The sequence below is a fragment of the Luteimonas sp. Soil_C_16 genome, assembly GCF_057657295.1.
Genome location: NZ_JBDGIS010000008.1, coordinates 116,893 through 142,480, shown reverse-complemented (window position 1 = coordinate 142,480; position 25,588 = coordinate 116,893). Strand labels below are relative to the sequence as shown.

General features: G+C 70.0%; 21 protein-coding genes and 2 pseudogenes. 14 read left to right on the top strand and 9 right to left on the bottom strand.

The annotated features are described in order from the left end of the window. The first annotated feature begins 1 nt into the window (after position 1). From AC3A5T_RS15085 to AC3A5T_RS15055, 7 genes are all read left to right on the top strand, one after another. Positions 2-931, top strand: coding sequence for a DUF58 domain-containing protein (locus AC3A5T_RS15085; RefSeq protein WP_487629246.1), 930 nt, complete (start codon positions 2-4; stop codon positions 929-931). Continuing rightward, positions 928-2,076 (top strand): BatA domain-containing protein, encoded by a 1,149-nt coding sequence (locus AC3A5T_RS15080; RefSeq protein ID WP_487629245.1) that lies wholly within the window; start codon positions 928-930, stop codon positions 2,074-2,076. The genes AC3A5T_RS15085 and AC3A5T_RS15080 overlap by 4 nt, the downstream gene beginning before the upstream one ends. Continuing rightward, complete coding sequence (locus AC3A5T_RS15075; protein ID WP_487629244.1) at positions 2,073-4,310, top strand: hypothetical protein; 2,238 nt, start codon at positions 2,073-2,075, stop codon at positions 4,308-4,310. Before AC3A5T_RS15080 ends, AC3A5T_RS15075 begins: the two co-directional genes overlap by 4 nt. Next, complete coding sequence (locus AC3A5T_RS15070; protein WP_487629243.1) at positions 4,307-6,121, top strand: carboxypeptidase regulatory-like domain-containing protein; 1,815 nt, start codon at positions 4,307-4,309, stop codon at positions 6,119-6,121. Before AC3A5T_RS15075 ends, AC3A5T_RS15070 begins: the two co-directional genes overlap by 4 nt. A gap of 27 nt (positions 6,122-6,148) precedes the next feature. After that, complete coding sequence (locus tag AC3A5T_RS15065) at positions 6,149-6,493, top strand: GFA family protein (RefSeq protein ID WP_487629242.1); 345 nt, start codon at positions 6,149-6,151, stop codon at positions 6,491-6,493. Continuing rightward, positions 6,493-7,311 carry a DUF4349 domain-containing protein gene (locus AC3A5T_RS15060; protein WP_487629241.1) on the top strand — a complete coding sequence of 273 codons (819 nt, stop codon included), beginning with the start codon at positions 6,493-6,495 and terminating at the stop codon, positions 7,309-7,311. Before AC3A5T_RS15065 ends, AC3A5T_RS15060 begins: the two co-directional genes overlap by 1 nt. Positions 7,312-7,466: 155 nt before the next feature. Next, entirely contained in the window at positions 7,467-8,417 is a 951-nt protein-coding gene (locus AC3A5T_RS15055) for an aldo/keto reductase (protein ID WP_487629240.1), read from the top strand. A 37-nt stretch (positions 8,418-8,454) separates the two neighbouring features. Here the strand turns inward: AC3A5T_RS15055 and AC3A5T_RS15050 are convergent, their stop codons facing one another. Beyond that, a complete protein-coding gene (locus AC3A5T_RS15050) occupies positions 8,455-8,751 on the bottom strand; it encodes a hypothetical protein (RefSeq protein WP_310231409.1) in 297 nt (98 codons plus the stop codon). A 105-nt stretch (positions 8,752-8,856) separates the two neighbouring features. On the opposite strand from AC3A5T_RS15050, the gene speG reads away from it, so the two are divergent. Beyond that, entirely contained in the window at positions 8,857-9,429 is a 573-nt protein-coding gene (gene speG / locus AC3A5T_RS15045) for a spermidine N1-acetyltransferase (protein WP_487629239.1), read from the top strand. Here the strand turns inward: speG and AC3A5T_RS15040 are convergent, their stop codons facing one another. Together AC3A5T_RS15040 and AC3A5T_RS15035 are read right to left on the bottom strand one after the other, a co-directional pair. Then, positions 9,430-9,951 (bottom strand): GNAT family N-acetyltransferase, encoded by a 522-nt coding sequence (locus AC3A5T_RS15040; RefSeq protein ID WP_487629238.1) that lies wholly within the window; start codon positions 9,949-9,951, stop codon positions 9,430-9,432. It lies immediately after the preceding gene. Positions 9,952-9,956: 5 nt separating this feature from the next. Beyond that, the gene (locus AC3A5T_RS15035; protein ID WP_487629237.1) at positions 9,957-10,895 is read right to left on the bottom strand and encodes a peptidylprolyl isomerase; all 939 of its coding nucleotides are present in this window, start codon (positions 10,893-10,895) and stop codon (positions 9,957-9,959) included. Between the two features lie 122 nt (positions 10,896-11,017). Here AC3A5T_RS15035 and AC3A5T_RS15030 point away from each other — a divergent pair, with 122 nt between their 5' ends. Together AC3A5T_RS15030 and AC3A5T_RS15025 are read left to right on the top strand one after the other, a co-directional pair. After that, positions 11,018-11,392 (top strand): PadR family transcriptional regulator, encoded by a 375-nt coding sequence (locus AC3A5T_RS15030; protein ID WP_487629236.1) that lies wholly within the window; start codon positions 11,018-11,020, stop codon positions 11,390-11,392. Beyond that, positions 11,389-12,330: a sensor domain-containing protein gene (locus tag AC3A5T_RS15025; protein WP_487629235.1), complete on the top strand. Its 942-nt coding sequence runs from the start codon at positions 11,389-11,391 to the stop codon at positions 12,328-12,330. Before AC3A5T_RS15030 ends, AC3A5T_RS15025 begins: the two co-directional genes overlap by 4 nt. 91 nt (positions 12,331-12,421) lie before the next feature. Here AC3A5T_RS15025 and AC3A5T_RS15020 read toward each other — a convergent pair whose 3' ends face one another. Together AC3A5T_RS15020 and AC3A5T_RS15015 are read right to left on the bottom strand one after the other, a co-directional pair. Further along, positions 12,422-13,762 carry a polyhydroxyalkanoate depolymerase gene (locus AC3A5T_RS15020; RefSeq protein WP_487629234.1) on the bottom strand — a complete coding sequence of 447 codons (1,341 nt, stop codon included), beginning with the start codon at positions 13,760-13,762 and terminating at the stop codon, positions 12,422-12,424. 96 nt (positions 13,763-13,858) lie between these two features. Next, positions 13,859-14,449: a class I SAM-dependent methyltransferase gene (locus tag AC3A5T_RS15015; protein ID WP_332076655.1), complete on the bottom strand. Its 591-nt coding sequence runs from the start codon at positions 14,447-14,449 to the stop codon at positions 13,859-13,861. Between the two features lie 138 nt (positions 14,450-14,587). Between AC3A5T_RS15015 and AC3A5T_RS15010 the strand changes: the two genes are divergently transcribed. Further along, positions 14,588-15,046, top strand: a complete 459-nt coding sequence (locus tag AC3A5T_RS15010) for a CopD family protein (protein WP_487629233.1) — start codon at positions 14,588-14,590, stop codon at positions 15,044-15,046. A gap of 52 nt (positions 15,047-15,098) precedes the next feature. On the opposite strand, the gene AC3A5T_RS15005 is transcribed toward AC3A5T_RS15010, so the two are convergent. The 3 genes from AC3A5T_RS15005 to AC3A5T_RS14995 all read right to left on the bottom strand — a co-directional run bounded on the left by AC3A5T_RS15005 (position 15,099) and on the right by AC3A5T_RS14995 (position 18,915). Next, on the bottom strand, positions 15,099-16,280 hold the full coding sequence (locus AC3A5T_RS15005) for a patatin-like phospholipase family protein (RefSeq protein ID WP_487629232.1): 1,182 nt from the start codon (positions 16,278-16,280) through the stop codon (positions 15,099-15,101). After that, on the bottom strand, positions 16,277-17,062 hold the full coding sequence (locus AC3A5T_RS15000) for a 3-hydroxybutyrate dehydrogenase (RefSeq protein ID WP_487629231.1): 786 nt from the start codon (positions 17,060-17,062) through the stop codon (positions 16,277-16,279). The genes AC3A5T_RS15005 and AC3A5T_RS15000 overlap by 4 nt, the downstream gene beginning before the upstream one ends. 152 nt (positions 17,063-17,214) lie before the next feature. After that, positions 17,215-18,915, bottom strand: a complete 1,701-nt coding sequence (locus tag AC3A5T_RS14995; protein ID WP_487629230.1) for an alkaline phosphatase family protein — start codon at positions 18,913-18,915, stop codon at positions 17,215-17,217. A gap of 163 nt (positions 18,916-19,078) precedes the next feature. Here AC3A5T_RS14995 and AC3A5T_RS14990 point away from each other — a divergent pair, with 163 nt between their 5' ends. Beyond that, complete coding sequence (locus AC3A5T_RS14990; RefSeq protein ID WP_487629229.1) at positions 19,079-19,771, top strand: response regulator transcription factor; 693 nt, start codon at positions 19,079-19,081, stop codon at positions 19,769-19,771. Here AC3A5T_RS14990 and AC3A5T_RS14985 read toward each other — a convergent pair. Beyond that, positions 19,747-21,156, bottom strand: a complete 1,410-nt coding sequence (locus AC3A5T_RS14985) for a sensor histidine kinase (protein WP_487629228.1) — start codon at positions 21,154-21,156, stop codon at positions 19,747-19,749. The two genes, AC3A5T_RS14990 and AC3A5T_RS14985, sit on opposite strands and share 25 nt — an antisense overlap. 237 nt (positions 21,157-21,393) lie before the next feature. Between AC3A5T_RS14985 and AC3A5T_RS14980 the strand changes: the two are divergent. Further along, positions 21,394-24,555: pseudogene (locus tag AC3A5T_RS14980) on the top strand (ESPR-type extended signal peptide-containing protein); the annotation flags it as partial. 192 nt (positions 24,556-24,747) lie between these two features. Continuing rightward, positions 24,748-25,575, top strand: a pseudogene (locus AC3A5T_RS14975) (YadA family autotransporter adhesin); the annotation flags it as partial. Positions 25,576-25,588 lie beyond the last annotated feature (13 nt).

Below are 25,588 nucleotides of genomic sequence, written 5' to 3'. Positions count from 1 at the left end.
GATGGCGACTGCGGGACCCGATGCACCCGGAACGCCCGCGGTCGATGCCGCGGGCGACCTGCTGTCGCCTGCGTTGCGATCATGGCTGGCGACCCTGCGCCTGCGGCCGCGTCGTGCGCTCGGGCGACAGGGCATCGGCCATCATGCGAGTCGCAACCGCGGCAGCGGACTCGAATTCTCCCAGTACCGCGCCTACGAATCCGGTGACGAACCCCGGCAGATCGACTGGAAACTCTACGCGCGCAGCGATCGTTTCTTCGTCCGCGAGGCCGAGCGCGACAGCCCCGTGCGTGCGTGGGTGCTGCTCGACACCACCGCATCGATGACCCAGGCCGACGAGGCCGCGTCGACGCGCACGCGCTTCGATGTCGCGTGTTTGCTGGCGACCTGCATCTACGAGATCGCGCAACGGCAAGGCGATGCCTGCGGCCTGGTGCTGTGCGGTGGCGCGGGTGTCACGCTGGTGACCCCGGGCACCGGCCCGCGTCAGCGCGACCGGTTGCGGCATGCGATGGCCGCGGTGCGTCCGCAGGGCGAATGGCCCGACGCGAAGGCGCTGGCGCCCGCGTGGGGCCGCATCGCGCGTGGCGATCTCCTCATTGCGGTCGGCGACTGGTTCGACGACGTCGCGGTCGAGCATCTGGTGCAGCTGGCCAACGCGGGCCGCGACGTGGTCGCGCTGCAGGTGCTGACCGCGGACGAGCGGGATTTCCCGTTCCGCGACGGACGCCGCTTCGTCGAACCCGAGGCCGGCGAGGCGCTGCTCGGCGATGGTCCTGCGCTGCGCACGGAGTACCTCGCGCGCTTCGGGGCGGCGCGACACGCGCTGGCGGCGCGGCTCGCCGCGGCCGGCATCCGCTTCGCCACGCATGTGATCGATACGCCGCCGGAGTCCGTGCTGCGCGCACTGTTCGGTGACCGCGCGCCATGAGTGTCGGTCTGCTCGCGCCTGCCGCGCTCGCGACGCTGGTGGCACTGCTGTTGCCGCTGCTGCTGCATCTGGCACGCCGCGATGCGACGCGGCCCACGCCGTTCGCCGCGTTGCGCTGGCTGCGCGAGCGGCCGAAGCCGCGACGTCGCCTGCGCTTCGACGACTGGCCTCTGTTGCTGGTGCGGCTGCTGCTTCTGGCACTGCTTGCGCTGTGGCTGGCGTGGCCGGTGCTGCACGGCGAAACCGCGCCGGCGCGCTGGACCGTCGTCGTGCCCGGCGTCGCCGACGGGGCGCTGCCGCCAATCGAAGAAGGCGCGCCGGCACCGCGGTGGCTCGCGCCAGGCTTCCCCGAAGTGGGACGCGACCCCGTGCCCGCGGACAGCGGCGCCAGTGTCGCCAGCCTGCTGCGCGAGCTGGACATGACCGCACCGGTCGGCACCGCCCTGACGGTGCTGGTCCCGGATACGGTCGATGGCGCGGACGGCAGCCGCATCGTGCTGTCGCGTCCGGTCGATTGGCGCATCGTCGCCGGCGATGCGACTGGCACGGACGCGACGCCGATCCTGCCGCCGCGTCTCGATGTCTTCGGGATCGCCGCCGACGATCCGGCGTTGCGCGTGCTGCGCGCCGTCGCACGCGCGTGGCGCCCCGATGATGCCGATGCGTTGCGCATCGCGAACGCCGACGATGCGCCGCGCGCGGATGCGATTGCCGTGTGGTGGGGCGCGTCCGCGCCGCCCGCCGCGTTGCTGGCCGGACGTGCCGGCCGTGTGTTGCTGCTGGGTCCGGATGTGCCGCGCGACGACATCGACTGGCAGCCGCTGCAGCAGACCGCGGACGGCGCCCCGTTGTTCGAGCGCGGCAGCTGCGCTGATGGGGTCTGCCTACGTTTCGCGCAGGCCGTCGACCCGGCGACGATGCCCGGCGTGCTCGATCCCGCATTCCCGTCGCGTCTGCGCGATCTGCTGCAGCCGCCGCCCGCACCGCGGCGCATCGCTGCCCCTGACCTGGCGCCATCGACAGGGGCCGATGCCTGGCCGCCGACACCACGCGATCTGCGGCCGTGGTGGGCGCTGCTCGTAGCGCTGGCATTCGCCCTGGAGCGCTGGATGGCTGCGGCGCCACGTCGGAATCACGCGGCATGAGCGTCATCGCGCAGCTGACCCGCACGCTGGATGTCGCACGTCGACGCGCAGCCGCCATCGTGCTGCTGATCGCGCTGCCGCTGGTCGCAGGCAGCGCGATGCTGGCGTGGCGACTCGCGGGCATGCCGTTCGCGGCCGGTATCGCGCTGGTGGGTGCGGTGATCGTCGCGTGGCTGGCGTCGCGTCGCACGGCGCGCTTCGATCGCGCATGGCTGACACGACGCCTGGACGCGGATCGCGCCGACATGGACGACAGCGCCGCGCTCGTGTTCGCACGCCCCGAGGCGCTCGGTGTGCTGCAGCGGTTGCAACAGTCGCGTCTGCAGGCGCGACTCGGGGCAACGCCGTGGGTTCCCGCACCCGCACCGTTGCCGAAGCGCGCGATCGCGGTGGCCTGGGTGTCGGGCGCGCTTCTCGCCGCTGCGGCCTTGTGGTGGCCGCCGACCACGTCGCATGCGGATGCGCAAACGCGAGCGACGTCGCGTGCTGCCGCGATACGCGGCGCGCCGGTTCTGCAATCGCAGTCGCTGCGGATCAACGCGCCGGCCTACACCGGTCAGGCGGTGCGCACGCAGACCGAACTCGATGCGCAGGCACCGGTCGGCGCGACCTTGCGCTGGATGCTGCGCTTCGCCCCGCAGCCGCAAGGTGTCGCGCTGCGCCTGCACGACGACAGCGAGATCGCGTTCGTACGCGAGGGCGAGGACTGGGTCGCGACACTGCGGCTCGACCAGTCCTGGCTTTACCGCATCGCCGTCGACGGCGACACCGATCACATCCTGGCGCGCGCGCAGCCGTGGCGGCTGGATGCGGTGCCGGACCGGCCGCCCGAAGTACGGGTGCGCACACCGGAGGAGACGCTGTCGACCTATACCCGCGGACAGCGCGCTTGGCCGTTGGTCTTCGAAGCCAGTGACGATCACGGCGTCGCACCGGACGCGCAGCTGCGGATCACGGTCACACGTGGCAGCGGCGAGGCGATCACGTTCGAGGACCGCACGATGCCGCTGCGGGGACGCGGCGATCCGCGCGCGATGACGTTTGCGACGACGCTCGACCCGGTCGCACTCGGACTGGAAGAGGGCGGCGATCTCGTCGCCCAGCTCGAAGTGCGCGACACCCGCGCGCCCGAACCGCAACGCGCCCGCAGCGCCAGCCTGATCCTGCGTTGGCCACCGCCGGCACCGGTCGATGCGGATGGGCTCGAAGGACTCGCGCGCGATGTGCTGCCCGCGTACTTCCGCAGCCAGCGGCAGATCATCATCGATGCCGAAGCCCTGATCGCCGAGCAGCCCCGCATCGCGCGCAGCGCCTTCGAAGGACGCTCCAATGCCCTCGGCGTGGACCAGCGCATCCTGCGGCTGCGCTACGGCCAGTTCCTCGGCGAGGAATCGGAAGGGGGGCCACGTCCGCCGCCGACCGACGATGCGCAGGCGCCACCTCCACCACCTCGCAAGCCGTTGCCGATCGACGACTTCGGCCAGACGGATACGCCGCCAGTGGACGCGCATGACGATAACGATCATGCGCACGACGATGCGCCCGCCGCACAGAGCGCGGCCACGCGCGACGACCACGATCACGATCACGCACCGCAGGACGCGATGACCTTCGGCCGCGCCGACGACGTGCTGGCGACGTTCGGCCACACCCACGACCTGCCGGAAGCCGCGACGCTGCTCGACCCGAAAACGCGCGAGATCCTGCGCGGCGCGCTGCAGGCGATGTGGCAGTCGGAACTGCACCTGCGCCAGGCCGCGCCGCGCGAGGCGCTGCCGCACGCCAACCGCGCGCTCGAACTGATCAAGCAGGTGCAGGAAGCAGATCGCATCTACCTGGCGCGTGTCGGTGCTTCGTTGCCACCCGTCGATCCCACGCGACGCCTCGGGGGCGATCGCGACGGCATCGCGCCGCGTGCCGTGCCCGCACCCGATGTGGACACCGACGCAGCACCCGCGGACGCCTGGCGCGCGCTCGCCTGGCACGATGCGCCGGATCTCGAAGGATTGATCAGCTGGGCGCAGGCACATCCGCGCCAGGTCGACGATCCGCTCGCATTGCTGGCCGCCGTCGATGCACTGCGCCGCGACGCGGCCTGCGCCGACTGCCGCCAGGCACTGCGCGGACAGCTGTGGCGCGTGCTGCAGCGGCCGTTGCCGGCGCCCGCTCGGCGCGCTGCGCCCGATGCGATGGGCGCGCGTTATCTCGACGCGTTGCAGGAAGACGCGCCATGACCCCGGATCGCTGGCTGCTCGTCGTGCTCGTCGTCGGCGCCGCACTTGCGGTGCTGCGGCTGGTCGTAGGCCATTTTCGCGCGACGCCCGATGCACGGCCTGCCGTGTGGCGCACGGGTGCGCTCGTCGCGCTGACGCTGGTGTCGACATCTCTGCTGTATCGCGGTCTGTTGCCGCCGCCCGTCGCGGTCGAGCACGGCACGCTGGTCGTGCTGACGGCCGGCGCTGATGGGCTTGCAGTGCCGACAGCCGAGACCGTCGTGGCCTTGCCGGAATCCGGTGATGCGCCGCCGGGTGCCGAACGCATGCCGGATCTGGCGACCGCGCTGCGTCGGCATCCCGATGCGCGCGCACTGGTCGTCGTCGGGCATGGACTCGAAGCGCGGGATCGCGATGCGGTCGATGGTCGCGCGCTGCGTGTCGTGCCGGCCGACGCGCCGCCCGGACTCGTCGAACTCGTCGCGCCGGATCGCATCGGCGCCGGTGCGCGCTTCGACGTGCAGGGCCGGGTGGCGGGGCTAGAGGGGGCACGCGTCTCGCTGATGGATCCCGCAGGGCGCCTCGTGTCCAGTGCGGAGACCGACGACATCGGACGTGTCCGGCTGGGGGCGACCGCGCGCGATGCCGGCGCGATCCTGTTCGACGTTGTCGTGCACGACGCGGACGCGCGCGAGATCGAGCGCGTGCAGGTGCCGGTGATCGTCGACGCGGCAGCGCCGCTGCGTGTGCTGCTGATCACAGGCGCTCCGAACCCGGACATGCGCGCGCTGCGTCGTTGGGCCGAGGATGCGGGCCTCACCTTGCGCTGGCGCACGAGCTTCGGCGGCGGCGCGGGCGTGGGCGATGCGCCGGCCCTCGATGCCGCATCGCTCGCCGCGCAGGATCTGGTGCTGCTCGACACGCGCGCCTGGGACGGCCTCGGCGCCGGTGCGCGTGCGTCGTTGCTGACGGCCGTGCGCGGTGGCCTGGGCGTGCTGATCCATGCGCCGCAGACGCCATCCGCGGCGCTGCGTGGCTGGCTGCGTGGCGCCGGTCTGACGGTCGGGACCGGACGCGCCGTCGACTGGCAGCCGGACGTCGGCCCCGACGATGTCGCGCGTCTGCGTGCCTGGATGGGGCCGGGCAGCGACGACGCGCCTTTCGATCCTGCGCTGGCCGGCGAAGCCGCACCCACGCTCACGTATCTGCCGCTGACCGGTGGTGCACCGGGGCAGGGGGACGGACCGCCCGGGATGATGCGCTGGCAGGCCTTCGGGCAGGGGCGGCTGGGCGTGGTCACACTGGCCGACAGCTGGCAACTGCCGCTGTCCGGTCGCGCGGATCTGCATGCAGGGTTGTGGAGTGGCTGGGCGGGCACGCTCGCGCGCCCTGGCGACGCGCAGCCGCCGCGATTCGACGGCGAGTTCCGTGTCGGCACGCGTTCGACGGTCTGTGGCCTGGACGCCGGGGCCCGTGTCCAGGTGCCCGACGGCACGACGATCGCGCCGATCCCCGATCCCACCGCGAACGGCTGCGCCGGTATCTGGCCGACGGTGGCGGGCTGGAATCGCATCGACACTGCCGCCGGCAGCTGGCCGGTCCTGGTGCGGGCTGAAGGCGACGCCGGTGGTCTCCACGTCGCTGCGTTGCAGCGCGCGACGCAGGCGCTGGTGCGCGCGTCGGACGCGACCGTCGGCACGATGCCGGCGACACGCCCCGGCCGCGCCTGGCCGTGGCTGCTCGCGTGGTTGTGCGTCACCGCTGCACTGTGGTCACTCGGCCGTGCGCGCATCGGTCGCCGCCGGGTGCCGGCGTCCTTCCCAGGCGCATAATCCCGGCGCACAACCGGAGAGACGACGATGGCGCATACGGGGCGCTGCCACTGCGGCAGCCTGGCGTTCGAACTGGACGGCGACATCGCCGAGGCCTACGACTGCAACTGCTCGATGTGCCGCCGGCGGGGTGGCCTGCTGGCATTCGTGGCCGCCGACGCACTGCGCGAAACCGGCAGCGGCACGCCGCAGACCTACCGCTTCAACACCCACAACATCGCGCATCACTTCTGCGGCACCTGCGGCATCGCGCCGTACAGCCGTGGCGTGGGTCCGGATGGTGTGCAGATGGCCTGTGTCAATGTCCGGTGTATCGACGCGATCGATCTCGCGGCGTTGAAGGTCGTGCAGATCGATGGGGCTCGCTTCTGATGCGCGACCTCTGGATGTCATCACCACGGCGTCGGTTCGGTGTCGCTCTGTGCGCCACGTTGCTGCTGGTCGGGTGCTCTTACAAAGAGACGGCGGCTGACGCGGGCGGCTCAGCATACGCCGAAGCCACGGGCGCCTCCGCCGGCGATGCGAACGGCGCGTTGCTGGCCTACGAGCACAGCGTCGGCGTGCAGCTCGACCGGGCGGCGATTCTGCCGCGCCTGCAGGCGATCCAGGCTGCGTGCCGCGATGCGCGTTTCGGTGCGTGCACGCTGATCGAAGCGCAGCAGTCGGCCGGCGATCGTCCGTCTGCACGTGCGGTGGTGCGCATGGCGCCTGCGGGTATCGAACCGATGATCGCGTTGGCAGGCGAGGGCGGCGACGCCGGCGAGCGCAGCACGCGTGCCGAAGATCTCGCGGTCGTCGTGCGCGACAACACCACCGAGCAGGATCGGCTGACGAAGGAAATGGCGCGACTGCAGGCGTTCGAAGCGCGGCGCGATCTGTCGGTGGCCGACATGATCGCCCTGTCGGAGCGCATCGCCGCAACCGAAGCACAGATCGAGGCCGCACGTCGAGATGGCGCCCAGCATCGCCGCCGGATCGACACGCAACTGCTGACCGTGCGACTGCGCGCACGCGATGGCGAGCAGGGTCGCAGCGAGATCGCGATGGCGTTCCGCGAATTCGGCGGCACGCTCGCCACCGGCACCGCCTGGACGATCCGCGCGACTGCGTTCCTGTTCCCGTTGGCGATCGTCGGCGTCGCGCTGTTCGCCCTGCTGCGCGCGCTGTGGCGGCGACGTCGCCGCGGCTGATCGCATCAAGCGCGTCGGTTGCCCGAGGCGTCGGGCTATTGCAGACTCGGGACGCCGCAGGTCATGCCGGCATTCCGGGCGCGCAGCGCAATTTTGATACCGCGCCGGTTCACGACGCAGGCCTTCGCCTGCGCCATCCATGCAAGGAGGACGCCATGGTCACCCGTCGCGATGCCCTGAAACTCTCACTTGGTACCGGCCTGTCGCTGGCATTGCCCGGCACGCTGTTCGCCGCCACGCCCGCGCCGATGCTGACGCGGCCGATTCCGTCGAGCGGCCAGCGCATTCCCGTCGTCGGTCTCGGCAGCTCGGCGACGTTCTCGTCGGCCGCGCGCGACGATGCATCCGCGCTCGATGAAGTCCTGCGCACGCTGGTCGACCAGGGCGGCGCCGTGTTCGACACCGCGCCCAGCTACGGCGCGTCGGAAGAAGTCGCCGGCAAGGCCGTGCAGACCCTCGGCATCGCCGACCGCGTGTTCTGGGCGACCAAGGTCAACGTCGCCGGTCGCGAAGCGGATGCGAAGGCCGACCCGGCCGCGGCGCGCGCGCAGATCGAAGCCTCGTTCGCGCGCCTGGGCCGCGACACGATCGATCTGATCCAAGTGCACAACCTCGGCGACGTGCCGACCCAGCTCGGCATCCTCAAGGAACTGAAAGACGCAAAGCGCGTGCGCTACATCGGCGTGACGTCCACCAGCAAGCCGGCGTATCCGAAGCTGATCGAGACGATGCGCAACGAGCCGCTGGATTTCATCGGCGTGGATTACGCGATCGACAACCGCGACGTCGAAGAGACGATCCTGCCGCTGGCCGCCGAGCGCGGTATCGGCGTGCTGGTGTATGCGCCGTTCGGACGGACGCGGCTGTGGCGTCGCGTCGGCGAAACCCTGGTGCCGGACTGGGCGGCGGAGTTCGATGCGGCCACCTGGGGCCAGTTCTTCCTGAAGTTCGTGCTGTCGCATCCGGCGGTCACGTGCGCGACGCCGGCGACGAGTCGTGCCTCGAACCTGATCGACAATCTGGGCGCCGGCCGGGGCCGTCTGCCGGACATCGCGCAGCGCGAACGCATGGCCAAGCTGATCGAGGCACTGCCGGCGGCGAGCTGAGTCCAGCGCGCCCGCCGCCGCGAAGGGTGTGCGGGCTTCAGCCCTCTTCTTCGGTCTCGAACTCGACCACGGCGTCGAGATCGAAGGCCAGCGCTTCGATCGCCTCGCGCACCTTGCGCTCGGTCGAGGGATTGCCGACTTCGACTTCGATCTCGTGCATCTTCGGTCCGGCGACATCGCTGAGACCGGCGGAGCTGGAATCGGCATCGTCCATGTGCGACATCAGGTCGTCGATTTCCTCGACGTGCTCGATGCCCTCCACGCTCGACAGAAGATTGATCACCGCGCGTGCGGTGTCGTCGCTGCCGGTGAGGCGGATGCGGAGCATGGGCATGTCGGTTCCTTGGTGCGGGGGATGACGTGCAGGCTAGGCAGCGAAACGGAAAGCCGACGTGACGACACCACGCCTCTGTCACCGGCGGGGCGTAGGCTCGCGCCCATGAATGCGACCGCGTCCACCCCAGCCACTGCCGGCGAACAACCGCCGGTCCTGCTGCGTCCACTCGAACGCGGCGATCTGCACTTCGTCCACGAGCTCAACAACAACCGCACGGTGATGAGCTACTGGTTCGAGGAACCCTACGAGTCCTTCGTCGAACTCGAGGAGCTGTTCCGCAAACATATCCATGACCAGAGCGAACGCCGCTTCATCGTCGAAGACGGCAGCCACACGCGCGTGGGCATGGTGGAGCTGGTCGAGATCGACCATCTGCACCGGCGCGCCGAGTTCGCGATCATGATCTCGCCCGCGCACCAGGGCCGCGGCTATGCGCGACCGGCGACGTCGCTGGCGATCGCCTACGCGTTCCGCGTGCTCAATCTCTACAAGCTGTTCCTGCTGGTCGACGTGGACAACGCCGCGGCGATCCACGTCAACGAGTCGCTCGGCTTCCAGCGCGAAGGCGTGCTGGTCGACGAGTTCTTCAGCGACGGCCGCTATCGCAGCGCGATTCGCATGTGCCTGTTCCAGCACCAGGCGCTGGGCAGCGACGACAGCCGCCGCGACGCCTGATCAGGCGCGCGGTCGCAGGCGCTCGAACGTCAGGATGGTCTCGTCGTGGTATTGCGTCGGGCCGGTTTCGACGTAGCCGAGCTTGCCCGCCAGTGTCCGCGACGGCGCGTTGTCCGGATTGATGATGCAGACGCTGCGCCCGCCGAAGGGCTGAGCGTCGAACCAGTCATGGATCGCCTGCGTGGCTTCCGAGGCGATGCCGCGTCCGTGCGCTTCCTTCGCGAACACCCACGCGCCTTCGGGCGAGGCGGAGAACGCCTCTCCGAGGTCGCGACGGAAATCCGCGAAGCCGGCGCCGCCGATGGTGCGGCCGGTCTCGCGTTCGACCACCGCGAAGATGCCGAAGCCGAACGCGGTCCAGTGGCCGATGTAGCGCAGCAGCCGGTTCCAGACATCCTCGTCGCTGGGCACGATCGAGGTGATGTGCCGCATCACCTCGGGGTCGCGGATCATCGTCCGCAGCGCGTCGAAATCCTCGATCTTGTGCGGGCGCAGCAGCAGGCGTTCGGTCTCGATCCGCATCGCGGTCAGCCTGCCGGCGGCGTGCGCACCGGCACGTTGATGTTGCACAGGTCGATGTGCCCGGCCGGACGCACGTACCAGCCGTCGCGGCGGTTGCGGCGCGATTCCACCACGGCGTCGAACAGCGGCGTGTCGGTGCGCAGCACCTGCAGTGGCGTGCGCTCGGCCGCGGGGACTTCGGACGCAAGGCGGATGCGGCGGATCGGCGTGCGCTGCTTCGGGTCCTCGTAGAAGCCCAGCGGGCCGGTGCCGCGCGGCAGCACGCTCAGCAGCTCCATGCCCTGCAGCACGCGGCCGACGGTGGTGATGTTGCGGTCGAGCTGGCGCGGCGACTGGCCGGTGACGATGTAGAGCTCGGTGCCGTTGCTCGAATCGGGCGCCATGTCGCGGCCCGCGCCCAGCGTGCCGTAGCAGTGCGCAAGCCAGCTGCGGCCGGCGCCGGTGCGGTCGTCGCGCGCGGCCGGAAAGCCGTCGGCGAAACCGGCCTGCGCCGCCCAGCCATCGGGATCGGGCAGCGCGTGGAAGGCGAGGCCGGCCGAGGCGCGGTCGAATTCGGCCGGCAGCTTCGCGCGTGCACTGCCGATCGGCTTGCCGGGTGCGCCTTCTTCGGTGACGTCGCCGAACTGCACGACGAAGTTGTCCTGCGAGCGGTACAGCGTGAGTCCGTTCCAGAAGCCGCCGCGGGCAAGGGTGCGGATGTTGGCGACGTGTTCGGGCGCGAACGCCGGCGCCAGTTCGATCACCACACGGCCGCCGTCGACGTCCATGTACAGCAGGTTGGCCGGATCGGGCGTGCGCCAGTCCGCGGGTGTCGAGGCATCCAGCAATTCCTGCGTGGAGCGGGTCTCGACGCTCGCCGGCGCGCCGGACGTGGCGCAGCCGGCCAGCGCGATCACGCAGGCGGCGAGGGTGGCGGACAAGGCGTGGCGCGACAGCTGGCGCATGGATGGATTCCCCGGAAGACAGACCCCCGATTGTGGCCGAGTCGATGGTCTGCGTGACTACCGGCACATCCGCTATAGCGAAGTCCGCACTAGTATCTGGATCAACCTAGCGGAGGTGGCCCATGGCCGATGCCCCGGATGACAGCGAGCTGCAGCTGCGCAAGTTCCAGAAGGAACTGAGCGCGGGCACGGTGTCGCTGGCGTTGCTGGCGGTGCTGGGCAGTGCGGCCAAGCCGATGTACGGCTACCAGATCGCCAAGCGTCTCGAATCGCTCGACGGCGTGCTCAGCGGCAAACAGAGCGCGCTGTATCCGGTGCTGCGCAACCTCAGCGCGGCCGGGCTGCTCGACAGTCACGTGGAACCGTCCGTCGCCGGACCGCCGCGCCGTTACTACCGCATCACCGAGGCAGGGCGGACCACCCTGCAGCACTGGACCGCCGCCTGGCGGGCCACACGGGATTCCGTCGACGCCGTCCTGGAGGGGATACGCGAATGAACATGCACACGCCACCGCAGAGCATCCCCGAGTACCTGGAACAGCTGCGCGTCGCGCTCACCGGCGCGGATCCCGCACTCGTGCAGGACGCGCTCTACGACGCCGAGGAATACCTGCGATCGGAACTGGCCGAACAACCGGGCCGTTCGGAAGCCGAGGTCATCGCCTCGGTCGCGTCGAGCTACGGCGCGCCGGACGAGGTGGCCGACATCTACCGCGACACCGAGGTCAAGGTGCAGACCGCGCTGCGACCGCCGGCGCCGAAGCCGCGCACGTCGCTGGTCGGTCGCTTCTTCGGCGTCGCCGCCGACCCGCGCACCTACGCATCAATGTTCTACATGGTGCTGTCGCTGGCGACGGGCATCTTCTACTTCACCTGGGTGGTGACCGGCCTGTCGGTGTCGCTGAGCCTGGTGGTCGTGCTGATCGGCATTCCGCTGCTGATCCTGTTCTTCGGGTCGGTGCGGCTGCTGTCGCTGGTCGAAGGCCGCCTGGTCGAAGTGATGCTCGGCGAGCGCATGCCGCGCAGGCCGCTGTACTCGGCGCGCGGGCGCAACTGGCTGCAGCGCATCGGCGACATGTTCACCGACGTGCGCACCTGGAGCACGCTGTTCTACCTGCTGCTGATGCTGCCGCTGGGCATCGTCTACTTCACGATCAACGTGACCCTGCTGTCGCTGTCGCTGAGCATGATCGCCGCGCCGCTGCTGGTATGGACGGGCATGGCGACAGCCGGTGTCAGCAATTACGGCTGGTCGGTCTTGAACTGGTCCAACGATTCGGGCCTGTCGACGTCGTTCCCGCTGATCGCGACGCCGCTGCTGCTGGTGACCGGCGTGCTGACCCTGTTCGCCAGCTTGCACCTGTTCCGCGGCATCGGCCGCATGCACGGCGGCATCGCCAAGCACCTGCTGGTGAAGACGGCGCAGTACAGCTGAGCAACCGTTGTGTGATCCATGAGAAAGGCGCGCCGGTGTCGACCGGCGCGCCTTTCTCTTTGCGTGATCCGCGTCTGCGTGGCGCGCGGGATCAGGTCGGCTTCTTCGTCGTCCGCTTCGCAGCCTTCTTGCGTGCGGTCTTCGCTGCCAGCTTCGCCTGCGCCGGGCTCGCGCCCTGCGCATGCGATGCGATGAAGGCGCGCACCTGCGGATACACCTGGGTGCGCCAGCGGCGGCCGCTGAAGATGCCGTAGTGGCCGGCGCCCTCGACGGTCAGATGTGCGCGATCGGCTTCCGACACGCCGGTGCACAGCGTGTGCGCGGCGCGCGTCTGGCCTTCGCCGGAAATGTCGTCGAGCTCGCCTTCGATCGTCAGCAGCGCGGTGCCGGTGATCTTCGACGGATCCACGCGCTCGCCGGCCACGACCCACTTGCCGCGCGGCAGCAGGTGCTGCTGGAACACGACGCGGATGGTGTCGAGGTAGTACTCGGCCGGCATGTCGAGCACGGCGTTGTATTCGTCGTAGAAGCGGCGGTGCGACTGCGCGTCGTCGTCGTCGCCCTTGACCAGATCGCGGTAGAAATCCCAGTGCGATTCGAGATGGCGCTCGGGGTTCATCGCCATGAAACCCATGTGCTGCAGGAAGCCCGGATACACCTGACGACCGCGACCGGGATAGTTCATCGGCACCGGATGGATCACGTTCTGCTCGAACCAGGCGAGCGGCTTTTCGGTCGCCAGGTTGTTGACCGCGGTCGGCGACTGACGGGTGTCGATCGGGCCGCCCATCATCACCAGCGAACGCGGCGTGGCTTCGCCGCGGCCGGCCATCAGCGAGACGGCGGCGAGCACCGGCACGGTCGGCTGGCAGACGCTGACCACGTGCAGGTCTTCGGCGCCGATGTGGCGGATGAAGTCCTCGATGTAGGCGATGTAGTCGTCGAGCGAGAATGCGCCGGCGTCGGCCGGCACCATGCGTGCGTCGATCCAGTCGGTGACGTAGACCTTGTGGTCGCGCAGCAGCGTGCGCACGGTGTCACGCAGCAGCGTCGAATGGTGGCCCGACAGTGGCGCGACGACGAGCACCGTCGGCTGCGCCTTGATGACCTCGAGATGCGCCGGATCATCGGTGTAGCGCTTGAAGCGCAGCAGCTTGCAGAACGGTTTCACCAGCGCGTCGAGCTGCACGACCGGATAGGTGCGGTCGTTGTCGTCGTTCTCGACGGCGTGGATGCCGAACGCCGGCTTCTCGTAGTCCTTGCCGATGCGGTACAGCAGCTCGTTGGCGGCGGAGAGCTGCTCGGCGCCGGGCAGGTTGGACAGCCAGGTGCCGTGGGCGCCGAACGCCTTCGCGTTCGCGTCGGCCAGCAGCGTCCACGGCTTCATCCAGGCGCGGCCCATCTCGTGCAGTTGGTAAAACAGCATCGGCATCCCGGTCAGTGGTGTTGCTGCGACGCAGCATAGCGCATCGGCCGTGAATGGCCGGGGCGGCAGCGGGCTGGATTCAGCGCGCGCTCGGGCGTTGGATCAGGCGGTTTCGAGCGCCGTGGCGGCATCGGCCAGCTGCGGCGACAGCCAGCAATGCGAGCCCAGCGCGCGGAAACCGGCGGCGGCGAAACGTGCCCGGTAGAAGCGGGCGGGGCGCTGCTTGAAACCGTCGTCGTCGCCCTCGGCGCCGTCCTCGCGGGCGAAGCATTCGAGGAACGCGACGCCGCCGGTGAGGTCGGCCAGGCCGGGCAGGCCGCGATCGAGTTCGCGGGTGTCGAGGTAGTGCAGCACGTCGCTGCAGATCAGCAGGTCGACCGGCGGGCAGGGCCGCAGCATCTCGAAATCGGCGAAGCGCGCGTGATGCAGATTGCGCGCGCGCCCGAAACGCGACACCGCGTATTCGCTGGCATCGAAACCGAGGTACTGCGCCTTCGGCCGCAGCTTGAGCAGCGGCGCGCGCCACGCGCCTTCGCCGGCACCGATGTCGAGCACGGTGCGCAGCGGACGCTCCAGGTGGTACTCGGCCGTGGCGACCGCGAGCGCGACCTTGCGCGCGAGACGCGCAGGCCCGCCGATGTCGCCGGCGCGGTACCAGCGGTCGAAGTAGGCGCGGTCGTATTGCTTGGACATCGAAGAGCCGGACGGATGCGGGGACGCGCATTCTAGGCGCTGGTGGCGACTGCGACACAGCGTCGCAGCACACCCCTGTGATGCGAACCGCACCTGCGGGCGTGCGATCCTTGCCCGTCAGCCGAGGGAGCCAGCGCGATGCAAGCCTATCTGTGGGTCAAGACCTTCCATCTCGTGTTCGTGATGGCGTGGATCGCCGCCGCGTTCTATCTGCCGCGCATCCTGATCAACCTCGTCGAGGCCGGCGATACCGTCGACGTGCGCGCACGCCTGGTGCTGATGGGTCGTCGCCTGTACCGCTTCGGCCACGTGATGCTGGGCCTCGCGCTCTTTCTGGGGCTGGTGTTGTGGATGGGCTACACCTTCATCACCGACTTCCCGACGATGGCCCCGATGGGCGGCGGCGCGGGCTGGCTGCACGCCAAGCTGGGCCTCGTGATGCTGCTGATCGTGCACTTCGTCGTCGCCGGACGCTGGCTCAAGGGCGTCGACGCGGGCCGCGCGCTGCCGTCGACGAAGGCGCTGCGCTGGTTCAACGAGATCCCGGTGCTGCTCTTGGTCGGCGTGGTGTGGCTGGTGCTCGCGAAGCCGTTCTGAGTGCCGCATCGATGCCGGGCCGTCACATCGACCCGGTGACAGCCGCATCCACTCAGTCGCCCGCACGCGTCCGATGGATATCGTGCGTCGCCACGCCCTTCGCGCGATCGGGCAGATCGAACCAGCGCGGATGCGCCAGCGTGCGATCCATGTCGCGACGGCCGCTGTCCCAATGCTCGCGCAGCGGGATGTGGCCGAAGGCATAGTCCTTGTTCTGCTGCTCGTGCGGCTTGGTCTGGTAGATCAGGTGGATCACGTTGAACACGCGATCGTCGAGATACGGCGACAGCGCCTCTTCGAGATGCGCCGGCAGCGCGCGGCCCGGCAGATGCTCGATCAGTTCCTTCAGCGACGTGCGCAAGGTCTGCGCCATCTCGACCATGCGCGTGCCGTGGCGCGTGCGGCTGGAGAAGCGGATGTCCTTCATGCGCTCGAGCACATCGAGCATCGATGCCGGCGCCACGCCGCGTGCGCTCCACAGGTCGACCTGGAACGCGAGCGTGTCCTCGTGCGGTCGGCAGTCGAGGATGTATTCCAGCGGCGTATTGGAGACGATGCCGCCGTCCCAGTAGGGCTCGCCGTCGATCTCCACCGCGGGAAACGCCGGTGGCAGCGCGCCCGAGGCGAGGATGTGCTCCACGCGGATGGGCTCGAGCGCACTGTCGAAGTAGCGGAAGTTGCCGCGGGTCACACTGGTCGCGCCGACGGTGAGGCGCACGCCACGGTCGCGGTTGATGCGGTCGAAATCGACGAAGCGCAGCAGCGTTTCGCGCAGCGGCGAGGTGTCGTAGAAACTCGTCGCCGCATCGCTGCCGTCGCCGGGCAGCAGCAGCGGCGAGATCGGTCGCGCTTCGAAGAAGCCGCGTTGGCCCTGCAGCAGCGCGCCCATCGCGCTCATGCCGCGCGCCCACGACAACAGCATCGGATCTTCGGGCAGACCGGCGATCGCGGTGCGGATCGCCAGGGCCGGCAGCGACATCGGGCCGGCCGGCTCGGTGATCGTGTGCCAGAAGGCCTGCAGTTGCGCGATGCGGTCGTCGGGCGCGTTGCCGGCGAGGATCGCCGCGTTGATCGCGCCGATCGAGATGCCGGCGAACCAGTTCGGCGCGATGCCGGCCTCGTGCAGGCGTTCGTAGACGCCGCACTGGTAGGCGCCGAGCGCGCCGCCGCCCTGCAGCACCAGGGCGACGGTGGGGTAGCGCGCGACGTGCCGGCGGACCGCGGCCTCGCTCACTGCATGTACCAGCCGTGGCTCACGACGAGGCTCTGGCCGGTCAGCGCATTGGTCTCGAACGCGGCGAGCGTCAGCGCGACATTGGCGACGTCGTCGACGGTCGTGAACTCGCCGTCCACCGTGTCCTTGAGCATCACGTTCTGGATCACCTCGTCCTCGCTGATGCCGAGCTCCTTCGCCTGCTCGGGAATCTGCTTGTCGACCAGCGGCGTGCGCACGAAGCCCGGGCAGATCACGTTGGCGCGCACGCCATAGGCCGCGGCTTCCTTGGCGACCGTGCGCGCCAGGCCCAGCAGGCCGTGCTTGGCGGTCACGTAGGGCGCCTTGAGCTTGGAGGCGGTATGCGAATGCACCGAGCCCATGTAGATGATCGCGCCGCCGGTCTTGCGCGTTTCCATGTCGCGCAGACACTCGCGCGTGGTCAGGAACGCGCCGTCGAGATGGATGGCGAGCATCTTCTTCCAGTCGGCGTAGCTGAAGTCGGTGACCTTGTTGACGATCTGGATGCCGGCGTTCGAGACGAGCACGTCGACCTGGCCGTAGTGCGCCACGGCCTTGGCGATGCCGTCGACTACCTGCGCCTCGTCGGTGACATCCATCGCCACGGCCAGCGCATCGCCGCCATCGTTGCGGATTTCGGTGGCCGTCGCTTCCGCCGCATCGAGCTTGAGGTCCGCGATGACGACCTTGCCGCCTGCCCGGGCGTAGACCTCGGCGATGCGCTTGCCGATGCCGCTGGCCGCGCCGGTGACCACGCAGACCTTGCCGTCGAGTCGATTCATGGGTGCCGCTCCGCTTCGAATGGGGATGCGGCCAGCTTAGCCCGTCGATGTTGCGGGCCGCGTCGTACTTTCGGGCGAGGCGCGACGCCGTGCGTGGAACGCTGCGTACGCGATCGGGCGGGCCGATCGCGTACCAATTATTGGAACCGGCTTCAGTCGGCCGCGCGCAGCGGCGCGTCCACCGGCGTCATCACCGGCAGGTCCACCGGCACGCCGTCGGCATTGCAGTGGCCGGTCGCGCACAGCTGCGCGCGCAGCGCAGGCGTGGCCTGCACGATCAGGTGGTAGATGACGTTCTGCTCGACGGTGCCGCGCACCGCGTCGCTGCCCGGGCCGCGCGCCCAGATGCCGACGTCGTCGCCGCCGTGCGACTCGCTGCGCATCGGCACCAGCGCCTCCTGCATGAAATCCGGATGCTCGGTGTCGACTTCGCGCAGGTCCGGGCGGCCGTCGGAGGGCTCGAAGCTGCTGGGCTTGTGGTAATGGACCTTCGGCCCGGCCGGCTGCTGGTTGCTGGCGCCCGTGTAGCCCGGACCGTTGGCATAGACCAGCGTGGTGTAGGGCAGGCCGGTCGCATCGAGCGCATAGGCGTTCGGATCGTCGTCCTCGCTGACCCGGCCGCGCACCTTGCCGAGGATCGGGTTGCCGCGGGTCGGATAGCCGACGAAGTTCAACGTGTGCGAATGGTCGGCGGTGACGAGGATCAGCGTGTCGTCGGCCGATGTCGCCTCGGCCGCGGCCTGCACCGCGCGCGACATCGCGACGGTCTCGTCGAGCGCGCGGTAGGCGTTGCCCTCGTGGTTGGCGTGGTCGATGCGCCCGCCTTCGACCAGCAGCACGTAGCCCTTGCCGTCGCGTGCCAGCCGCTCGATCGCGAAGCGGGTCATCTCCGCCAGATCCGGCTCGCCGTCGTCGCCACGGTTGCGGTCGTGCTCGTACTGCATGTGGTCGGGTTCGAACAGGCCGAACACCGCGTCGGCATCCCGTGCCCCGCGCAGCTGCGCGGTGTTCCACACGAATGCGCCGCCGGGATTCGCCGCGCGCCATTCGGCGGTGAGGTCGCGGCCGTCGAGGCGCTGGCCGACCTTGTCGTCGTACTCGGGATCGCGCTCGCCCGCGGGCAGGAAGTTGCCGCGGCCGCCGCCCATCAGCACCTTCGGCCCACGACCGGGTGCGAAATCGAGGATCTGCTGGGCGATGTCGCGGCAGCCCTGCGCGCGCGCCTCGTCCGGCACGTCGACGTCGTTTTCCCAGTTGCGGTCCGGCACGTGGGCGTAGGTCGCCGCCGGGGTCGCGTGGGTCAGACGCGCGGTGGTGACGATGCCGGTGTCGAGACCGGCGTCGCTGGCCAGACGCAGCCAGGACTGCACGTGGCGCTGGCGGCTGTCCTCGCAATCGAAGCGCCTGCCGGACGAGACGCCGATCGCGCCCATGTGCGACTTCACGCCGGTCGCGACCGCGGTCATCGTGCCGGCCGAATCGGGGGTCTGCGAATCGGTGTTGTAGGTCTTGGACAGGCCGGTGTTGGGGAACTGTTCCCAGCTCAGCGCGTGCTCCTCGCCGCTGCCGCCCAGGCGCTGGCCTTCGAGGATGCGCGCCGCCGCAACCGTGGTCAGGCTCATGCCATCGCCGAGGAACACGATGACGTTCTTCGCGTGGCCGCCCATCGCCCCGTTACCGGCCGCGCGCGCGGCGCCGCTGCGGTACCACCACTGCGCGGTCTCGTCGGCGCGGGACGCGGCCGGCGGCACATCGACGGGTCGGACATGGCCGGCGGTGGAGGTGCCGGAGGACGCGCACGCGGCGCAGAGCAGGGTCAGCGAGCAGGCGAGGCCTGCGGTCAGAAAGCGCATGGGGCAGGGGATTCCGGAAAAAACGCCGCGCAATTATGCCCGGCCTGCATTGCACGTTCGCGGCAGACGCGCGTCGCGGCCCTGCGCGTGCGGCGACGCGCTAACATCAGGGGGCTCCGGCGATGCGATCCCCCGACGTATGCCGGAGTCCAGGATTCCGGTGATGACGCTGAAGATTGCGCTCCTCGAAGACGACGACATGCTGCGCGAGCGCGTGCTGCTGCCGCGCCTCGCCGACTTCGGGTTTTCCGTCGACGGGATGGCGAGCGCGGCGGAGCTGGAGACCCTGCTCGTCCGCGAGGTACCCGACATCGTCGTGCTCGATGTCGGCCTGCCCGACGCCAGCGGCTACGACGTCGCGCGCAGTCTGCGTGCGCGGTATCCGCACATGGGCATCGTGATGCTGACCGCGCGCCGCGAGACGCCCGACCGCGTACGCGGGCTCAACGAAGGCGCCGACGCCTATCTGTCCAAGCCGGTGGAGATCGATCTGCTGGCGGCCACCCTGCACAGCCTGGCGCGGCGTCTGTACGACGGCTCGGCCAGAGTGCCGATGGCGACGACCGCCTGGCATCTGGCCGACAACGGCTGGAGTCTCGTGGGACCCGGCGGCGGCAGCGCGGCGCTGACCAAATCCGAGCGCCGGATGCTGCAGTGCCTGGTCGACGCGGAAGGCGAGACCGTCTCGCGCGACCGCCTGATCGCCGCGGTCTCCGACAACGTCCACGATTTCGATCCGCATCGCCTCGACACGCTGATCTATCGCCTGCGGCGCAAGGTCGCCGATGCCTGCGGCGAACCGATGCCGCTGCTCGCCGTGCACGGCGAGGGCTACGTGCTGACCTCGATGGGCTGAACGTCCGCGTCTGCCGTCACGCGCGGCAGGCGGATGCGGAACGTCGTGCCCGCGCCCGGCGCGCTGTCGGCGGCAATCGTGCCGCCGGCGCTGCTGACCAGACTGTGCGCGACCGCGAGTCCCAACCCGGTGCCGCTGCCGGTCGGTTTGGTCGAGAAGAACGGTTCGAAGATGCGTTGCCGCACCGCCTCGGGCATGCCGGTGCCGTCGTCGCGCAATACGATCTCCACCGCGTCGTCGCCGGTCACCGCTGCACCCACGTCGAAGCGGCCGCCATCGGGCATCGCATCGCGTGCGTTGGAGGCGATGTTGAGCAGCATCAGATCGAACTGGTGGCGGTCGATCCGCGCCAGCAGCGGTACGTCGCTGCGCTGCACGTGCACGCGCACGTCCGGCCCGAAGGTCTGGCGCAGCATCGGCGTCAGCGCCTCGATCGCCGCGCCCAGTTCCACGGTTTCGAGCTTCGCCGGCAGCGGGCGCGCGAAGGTCAGCAGTTTGCGGGTCAGGGCCATGCCGCGTTCGGCGGCCTGTTCGACACCGTCGAGTGCGTCGGCCAGTGCGTCCGCTCGCGCATGCGCGGACGCTGACGGATCCACGCGATGGCGCTCGCTGGCGAAGGCCGACATCAGCGACAGGATGTTGTCGAAATCATGGGCGACGCCGCTCGCGAGTCGACCGGTGGCCTCGAGCTTCTGCGCTTCGATCAGCTGCGCCTGCGCGCGCTCGCGCTCGCGCATCTCGTTCTCCAGCCGCACGCCACGGGCCTTGGATTCTGCAAGTGCCTCGCGCAACGCCGCGATGATGCGGTCGAGCACCAGCGTGACGACGAGATAGCTCATCACGAACGACGGGAGGATCACCGCCGCGCGCGTCATCGCCTGCGCGGTGCGGGTCTCCGGCAGTACGTGCACCAGTACGCCGATCGTCGCCACCGCCAGCAGCATCAGGAACACCGTCCACAGGGCCTTGCGGCCGAGGATCAACCCGGCGATCACCAGCGACAGGATCTGCAGGCTCTGGTCGAACATCACCGCCGTGGTGACGTAGCCGATACAGGCCGCGGTGAGCTGCGCGCAGACGAACAGCGCGATGCCGCCGCGCAGCCAGCCGCGGCGGATCAGCCAGATGCAGGGAAAGCACACCAGCGCGGCGATCACGTCTGCGGCCATGAAGGTCTGCAACTGCGGCGTGACCATGCCGGCGGCCGCATGCCGCCACCAGTTCAGCGGAATCGTGGTGCCCAGAAACAGGAACAGCACCTGCAGGGTCGCCGCATTGCGGCGATCCATCGGCTCGGCGAGGGGCACGCGCTGCAGCCACCGGACGAGATCGGAGACGCCCGAAGCGATGCGTCGAAACGGCGGAGCGGGCGGACTGGACGACATCGTCGGAGCCGCCTGCAGACGGAATGTGAGAAGTCGTGATCATCCGGCCAGATTCTGAGTGTGACAAGTCACGCGATTGAAACTTAGTGTCGACGCGTGCCTTCGAGCACGCGGCGCGGCCTTCGGGGGACGCGCACCGTCGACAGGATTCGACATCCATTTCACGGCATGACCGACGCGCCCCACGGGCAGGCGTCGCGGGCTGCCGATGCCGTCTCATTCTCCAGGGGTTGAACGATGAACAGGATTTACAGAAAGGTCTGGAACCGCGCGGCCGGCCAGCTGGTGGTCGCCTCCGAACTCGCACGCAGTGGTCGCGGCGGCATCGCGGGTCGCACGACCGGCGCGTCGCCGCGCGCGTTTGCACGGGCTGCGCTGCTGGTCGCCCTGGCCGCGGGCCAGGGGGTCGCGTTCGCCGAGGAGGCGCATTGCGTCGACGCGGACGGCAACGTGCTCGGCACGACCGGCGGCACCGGCGATGCGGTGGTCTGCGGCGACGGCGCGTCGGCAGCGGGATCGGGCGCAGTGGCGGTCGGCGCCGGTGCGACGGCATCGGGCGGCGTGTCGGTCGCGGTCGGTTTCGATTCCACCGCCTCCGGTGGCGAAGCGACGGCGATCGGCAACGGCACCGTCGCCTCTGGCTACGGCAGTTCGGCGCTGGGGTCCTATGCCTGGGCGAGTGGCGGCGGCAGCGTCGCGCTGGGCATCGAGTCCTGGGCCGACGGCCAGAACGCCATCGCGATCGGCGGCGCCACGCGCGCCTTTGCGCTGGGCGGCATCGCGCTGGGCGAGAACGCAGTGGTGTGGGCCGATGCGCCCGACAGCGTCGCGATCGGTCGCAACGCCTCCGCGCATCGTCCGAACACCGTGTCGTTCGGCCAGCAGGATGACGAGCGTCAGCTGACCAACGTCGCCGCCGGCACAGAAGCAACCGATGCAGTGAACCTGGCGCAGCTGGAAGACGCAACGGCCTCGAACAAGTACTTCGCCGCGGTCGGTCGCGCGAATGCGGACGAGGATGCGGGCGCATTGGCCGTTGGCGAGGAGGCGACCGCAGCGGGCGAAACCGCAACTGCGATCGGCTTCGGCGCGTCCGCCTACGGCGCGGGCGCGACGGCCTACGCCGACGGCGCGCTGGCGATCGGCCACAACGCGCTCGCCGTGGCCGACAACGCCATGGCGCTCGGCCGCAACGCGCAAGCGTCGAACTTCAACACCGTCGCGATCGGCACGGATGCGGCGGCACTCGGCGACCAGAGCATCGCGATCGGTCTCGGGTCGATCAGCGACGGTCCGGCGAGCATGGCGGTCGGTGCGTTCAGCAGCGCCGACGGTCTGTGGGCGACGGCGTTCGGCTACAACGCGAATGCGGTCGGCGAGATGGCGCATGCACTCGGCGTCGGTGCGAATGCCAACGGCTACGACAGCACCGCGGTCGGCGGGACGGCGTTCGCCGGCGACATGGGCGCGACCGCACTGGGCGCCAATGCGCGCGCGGACGTGATGTACGCCACCGCCGTCGGCAACAACAGCTTCGCGCGCGGCATCCAGTCGGTGGCGCTGGGCAATGGCGCGTACGCGAACAGCGACGCGTCGATCGCGGCCGGATTTCTGTCCACGGCCGAAGGCGAGGGCAGCCTGGCCTTCGGCTACTTCGCCAACGCCGGCGGTTTCCGGCCCTGGGAACTCGGCGGCGACGGCTCGCGCGAGGCGGCGCCGTTCGCGGTCGCGCTCGGTGCCTACAGCACGGCGCTGGGCCGGGGCGCGCTCGCGCTGGGCCACTACACGATGACGCTCGAGGACGGCGCCGTCGCACTCGGCGCCGGCTCGCTCGCTGACCGCGGCAACGCGATCTCGGTCGGTGCGTCGCAGGCCTGGATCAACGGTTACGACGGCACGGAAACCGCAGCCTTCACTCGTCAGATCATCAACGTCGCCGACGGCACCGAAGCCACCGACGCGGTGAATCTCGGCCAGCTCGAGGACGCGACCGCGTCGAACAAGTATTTCGCGGCGGTCGGCCGCGCCGATCCCGACGAGGATGCAGGCGCATTCGCGGCGGGCGAAGAGGCGACCGCATCGGGAGAAACGGCGACGGCGATCGGTTACGGCGCGTCCGCCTTCGGCGCGGGCGCGACGGCCTATGCCGATGGTGCACTCGCCGTGGGCCACAACGCCCTCGCATCGGCCGACAACGCACTCGCGCTGGGTCGCAACGCGGAAGCGTCGAACTTCAACACCATCGCGATGGGCACCGATGCGCTCGCGCTCGGCGACCAGAGCATCGCGATCGGCCTGGCCGCGACCAGCGACGGTCCGGCGAGCATGTCGGTCGGTGCGTTCAGCAGTGCCGACGGGTTGTGGGCGACAGCATTCGGCTACAACGCCGACGCGGTCGGCGAGATGGCGCACGCACTCGGCGTCGGCGCGCGGGCGTCAGGCGAGAACGCGACCGCCGTCGGCGGCGGCGCCTGGGCGTCGGACTGGGGCGCGACCGCGATCGGCGCGAATGCGCAGGCGCGGGTGATGTTCTCCACCGCGCTGGGCAACAACAGCTTCGCGTCCGGCATCCAGTCGGTGGCGCTGGGCAACGGTGCGTACGCAAACAGCGACACGTCGATCGCCGCCGGGTTCCTGGCGACGGCCGAAGGCGAAAGCGCCATCGCGCTGGGTACGTTCGCCAACGCGGGCGCCTTCCGCCCATGGGAGTTTGGCGGCGACGGCACGCGCGAGGCGGCGCCGTTCTCGGTCGCGCTCGGTGCCTACAGCGCGGCACTCGGTCGCGGTGCGCTGGCGCTGGGGCACCACACCCTGACGCTCGACGACGGCGCGGTCGCGCTCGGCATGGGTTCGCTGGCCGATCGCGGCAATGCGATCTCGGTCGGCGCCTCGCAGCAATGGATGAACGGCGACGACGGCACGCTGACCGGCGCCTTCACCCGTCAGATCATCAATGTCGCCGCCGGCACCGAGGACACCGATGCGGTGAATCTCGGACAGCTCAAGGCGGTCGCGGGTGAAGTCGACGCGCTGGTCGAAGGCGTCGTGCGCTACGAGGACACCGGCAAGGGCCGCGTCCGCTTCGAAGGTGCAGATGGCACCGTGCTCGCGAACGTCGCGGCCGGCGAACTGTCGGCCGACAGCACCGAGGCGGTCAACGGCAGCCAGCTGCACGCGACCAATGTCCGCGTCGACGACATCGAAACGCGGATCGGCGACGTCGGCGGGATCGTCGCGAACGCGGTGGTCTACGACTCTGCGCAGCGCGACAGCGTGTCCTTCGGCGGTGCGGCCGGCACGCGTCTGGGCAATGTCGCCGCGGGCGCAGTGGCGATCGACAGCCGCGACGCGGTCAACGGCGGACAGGTCCACGCGGCGCTGCAGAGCGTGGCCGACGTGCTCGGCGGCGGCGCCGCTGTCACCGCGTTCGGCACCCTCTCCGCACCGGGTTACGTGCTGCAGGGCACGCAGTACACCTCGATCGGCGCGGCCTTCGGTGCGCTCGACGCGCGCATCGGCGCACTCGATGCCCGCATCGGCGCAGTCGAAGGCGCGCCGGGCAACGGCGGCAGTGACCCGGGCCTGGCGATCGGCGGCGACGGCGCCGCGAGCGTCGGTGCAGACAGTCCGAACGGGGTGGCGATCGGCAGCGGCGCGGCCGCCAACGGCGAGAACGGTGTCGCGATCGGCGGCGGTGCCTACGCACACGGTCCCAACGACACCGCGATCGGCGGCAACGCGCAGGTGCGTGCCGACGGCAGCACCGCGCTGGGTGCGAACACGTCGATCTCGGCGAACGCGACCAATGCGGTGGCCGTGGGCGAAGGCGCCTCGGTGTCCGCGGCCTCGGGCACCGCGATCGGGCAGGGCGCATCGGTGACCGCGGAGAACGCGGTCGCACTGGGCCAGGGCGCGGTGGCCGATCGGGCGAACACGGTCTCGGTGGGCAGCGCGGGCAATACGCGCCAGATCACCAACGTCGCCGCCGGCACGGCGCCCACCGATGCCGCCAACGTCGCGCAGGTGCAGGCCGGTGTCGCCGAGTCGCGCGCCTACACCGACACCACGGCGACGAAGACGCTGTCGTCGGCGAACGCCTATACCGACCAGCGCTTCGCGGCATGGAACGAGGATTTCAGCGCCTATCGCGGCGATGTCGAACGTCGTTTCAGCGATGTCGACCGTCGCATGGACAAGCAGGGCGCGATGAGCGCGGCGATGCTCAACATGGCCACGAACGCGGCCGGCACGCAGAGCCCACGCGGGCGCGTGGCGGTGGGCGCCGGCTTCCAGAGCGGCGAGCGCGCGCTGTCGCTGGGCTACGCACGCAAGGTCGGCGAGCGCGCATCGATCAGCCTCGGCGGTGCTTTCAGCGGTGACGAGAGTTCGGCCGGCATCGGCTTCGGCATCGACCTGTGATTCCGCGCCGGCG